The sequence below is a fragment of the Brevundimonas sp. genome (genome assembly GCF_024711105.1).
GTDB lineage: Bacteria > Pseudomonadota > Alphaproteobacteria > Caulobacterales > Caulobacteraceae > Brevundimonas.
This window is the reverse complement of sequence record NZ_JANJTL010000177.1, coordinates 1-3,116: the sequence shown is the minus strand read 5'-3', so window position 1 is coordinate 3,116 and position 3,116 is coordinate 1. Positions and strand designations below refer to the sequence as shown.

3 protein-coding genes and 1 pseudogene are annotated in these 3,116 nt (G+C 69.5%); 1 reads left to right on the top strand and 3 read right to left on the bottom strand.

All coding sequences use genetic code 11. The annotated features are described in order from the left end of the window. The 3 genes and pseudogenes from Q0M60_RS14135 to Q0M60_RS14125 all read right to left on the bottom strand — a co-directional run. Positions 1-641 (bottom strand): annotated as a pseudogene (locus tag Q0M60_RS14135) (Fe-S cluster assembly protein SufB); the annotation flags it as partial. Then, the gene (locus Q0M60_RS14130) at positions 641-1,771 is read right to left on the bottom strand and encodes a cysteine desulfurase family protein (RefSeq protein WP_296820708.1); all 1,131 of its coding nucleotides are present in this window, start codon (positions 1,769-1,771) and stop codon (positions 641-643) included. The gene Q0M60_RS14130 and the pseudogene Q0M60_RS14135, both read right to left, overlap by 1 nt. Then, complete coding sequence (locus Q0M60_RS14125; protein ID WP_296820706.1) at positions 1,768-2,241, bottom strand: Rrf2 family transcriptional regulator; 474 nt, start codon at positions 2,239-2,241, stop codon at positions 1,768-1,770. The genes Q0M60_RS14130 and Q0M60_RS14125 overlap by 4 nt, the downstream gene beginning before the upstream one ends. A 151-nt stretch (positions 2,242-2,392) precedes the next feature. On the opposite strand from Q0M60_RS14125, the gene Q0M60_RS14120 reads away from it, so the two are divergent. Next, positions 2,393-3,043, top strand: coding sequence for an alpha/beta hydrolase (locus tag Q0M60_RS14120; RefSeq protein WP_296820703.1), 651 nt, complete (start codon positions 2,393-2,395; stop codon positions 3,041-3,043). Positions 3,044-3,116: the final 73 nt, after the last annotated feature.

Here is a 3,116-nt window from a genome sequence, read left to right as displayed (position 1 = left end):
GACAGCTCCATCGGGCAGCGGACGCCCGGCGGGACATAGACGAACGATCCGTCCGAGAATACCGCGCTGTTCAGCGCCGCGAAATAGTTGTCCGACACCGGCACGACCGAGCAAAGGTATTTGCGAACCAGTTCAGGATGTTCGCGGGCGGCCTCGGAAAACGACATGAAGAGCACGCCGACCTTGGCCAGCTCCTCGCGGAAGGTCGTGACGACGCTGACGCTGTCGAAGACGGCGTCCACCGCATACTTCGGCGCGCCCTGGACGCCGGCCAGGACCTCCTGTTCGCGCAAGGGGATGCCCAGCTTCTTGTAGGTTTCCAGGATTTCCGGATCGACCTCGTCCAGCGACTTGGGCCCCTCCTTCGTCTTGGGCGCGGCGTAGTAGTGCAGCGCCTGATAGTCGGCCGGCACGTAGTCAACCTTGGCCCAGGTCGGCTCCTCCATCGCCTGCCAGCGTTCGAGCGCGGCCAGCCGCCATTCGAGCAGCCATTCGGGCTCGCCCTTCTTGGCCGAGATGAAGCGGACCGTATCGGTGCTGAGGCCGACAGGCGCGAACTCCTGTTCGACGTCGGTGACGAAGCCGTGCTTGTAGGCTTCGAGGTCCCGGACGGTCTCGACGGTCTTGGCGACGGCGGCCATCAGGCGGGCTCCATCTCGGGATGGCGCGCGCGCTGTTTGGTCAGGGCCTCGGTCCAGGCCGTGGCGAAGCGCGTCCAGTCGGCTTCGGTGGTGCCCCAGCCACCGGAAACACGGATGGCCGAGGTCGCGAGATCGTCCATGCCCATGGCGACCAGCGCCGTGGACGGCTTAGCCTTGCCCGAAGAGCAGGCGCTGCCGCCCGAGACCATGACGCCCGCCAGGTCGAGGGCCATCAGCTGCTGCATCGAGGCCCAGCCGGGCGTGGCGGCGAACAGGGTGTTGGGCAGGCGCGCGACGCCGTCGCCAGCGACCACCGCTCCCATGGCCTTCATGGCCTGCGCGGCCGCGTCGCGCCAATCGGCATGGTCGTGGCCGGCCTCAAGCTCGGCGCGCGCGCAGGCGGCGGCCGCGCCGAAGCCCGCGATGCCCGGGACGTTCTCGGTGCCGGCGCGTAGGCCGCGTTCCTGGCCTGCGCCGAACAGGGTCTTGTGCACCGTGGCGCGCGGTCCGGCGATCAGGGCGCCGATGCCCTGCGGCCCGCCCAGCTTGTGCGCGGACAGGGTGAGGGTGTCGCAGCCGAGGTCATCCATCCGCGCCGGGATCTTGCCAGCCGACTGGACGGCGTCGACGTGCAGCCAGCCGCCGTGCGCGCGCACCAGGGCGGCGATCTCGGCGATCGGCTGGATGACGCCGGACTCGTTGTTTGCGTGGTGGATGGCGACGAAGGCGGGGCCGCCGGCGTTGAGCGCGGCCTCGATGGCCTCGAGGGAGACGACGCCATGACGATCGACCGGGATAACCGTGACCTCGCGCCCGCTCATGGCCGCGGCCTCGGCGACGCAGGGGTGTTCGGTCGCGCCGATGATCAGCCGCTCGAAGCCGGAGCGCAGGGCGCTGTTCATCGCCTGGGCGTTGGATTCCGTGCCGCCGGAGGAGAAGATCACGCTCGACGGCTCCACCCCGACAAGGGCGGCGACCTCGGCGCGCGCGGTCTCGATGCGCGCCCGCGCCCGGCGACCGGCGGCGTGGACGGCCGAGGGATTGCCGTTGTCAGCCAGCGCTTCGGCGGCGGCCTTCAGGGCCTCCGGGCGGACGAGGCCCGAGGCGTTGTAGTCGAGATAGACGCTCACGCCGCGGCTCCTTCCAGGGCGGCGGCCACGCGCGCGGTGGGGCACTCGCGCGGCGCGATCACGTCGGCCAGCGAGACGCTGGCGAGATAGCGATGGATCTCCTGGCCCAGGCCTTCCCACAGGTCGTGGGTGATGCAGCGTTCGCCGCCGACCATGCAGCCGCGCGGCGAGCCCTGGCCCGAGCAGCGGGTGGCGCGGATGGGCTCGTCCACGGCCAGCACGATGTCGGCCACCCAGGTGTCCGTGGCCGCGTGCGCCAGGCGGTAGCCCCCGCCGGGGCCCCGCACGCTCTTCACCAGGCCCGCACGGCGCAGACGCGCGAACAGCTGTTCGAGATAGGACAGGCTGATCTCCTGACGCGTGGCGATCTCCGCTAGCGACACCGCCCGCTCACCGCCGGCCGTCGAGCTGTTTCGGGCGAGATCGGCCATGGCCATGACCGCATAGCGCCCCTTGGTGGACAGCCGCATGGGCTCCCTCATTCAGAAAATACGCGCGCTCAGCGGGGCCTGTGCTACATACCGCCGCCGCGCGGGCGAGACCGCGCGTCATCTAAGAAATCCGAGCGGGGCAGTCAACTATTGCAGGCGGCTCCGCGCCTGATTTTCATTGGGGTTGTCTATGCCTGAAGTGATCCTGCCCGGGGCCGCCGGACGTATCGAAGGCCGCTATTCGCCGGGCAAGTCCGAGACGGCTCCGATCGCGCTGATCCTGCATCCGCACCCCAAGGCGGGCGGCCACATGAACAATCCTGTGGCGGTCCAGCTCTACCACCTGTTCATGAAGCGCGGCTTCGCCACCCTGCGGTTCAACTTCCGCGGCGTGGGCCGTTCGCAGGGCGAGTTCGACTCCGGCATCGGTGAGCTGGCGGACGCCGCCACCGCGCTCGACTGGCTGCAGGCGCACAATCCGCAGGCCAGCCAGACCTGGGTCGCCGGCTATCAGTTCGGCGCCTACATCGGCATGCAGCTTCTGATGCGCCGGCCCGAGACGGACGGCTTCATCTCGGTCAGCGCCCCGGCCAACATGTACGACTTCTCCTTCCTGGCCCCCTGCCCGGCCTCGGGCCTGTTCCTGCACGGCGCCGCCGACACCATCGTGCCGCCGCCCGAAGTCGAGCGCGTCGTGGCCAAGCTGCGCACCCAAAAAGGCATCGTCATCGACTACGACCTGATCGAGGGCGCCTCCCACTTCTGGGAGAACAACATGGCCGACGTCGAAGGCCACGTGAGCGCCTACCTCGACAAGCGGCTGGAAGCCGAGCCGGCCTAGGCCGGCTCGGCCGGCGCACGCGTGCGCCCAATAGACCAGATCAACCCGAAAGCCCGGATCGCGCCGGTGATTC

Coding starts and splice junctions, on each gene's coding strand:
- Q0M60_RS14125 (WP_296820706.1), bottom strand. CDS start 2,241: ATGCGGCTGTCCACCAAGGGGCGCTATGCGGTCATGGCCATGGCCGAT.
- Q0M60_RS14120 (WP_296820703.1), top strand. CDS start 2,393: ATGCCTGAAGTGATCCTGCCCGGGGCCGCCGGACGTATCGAAGGCCGC.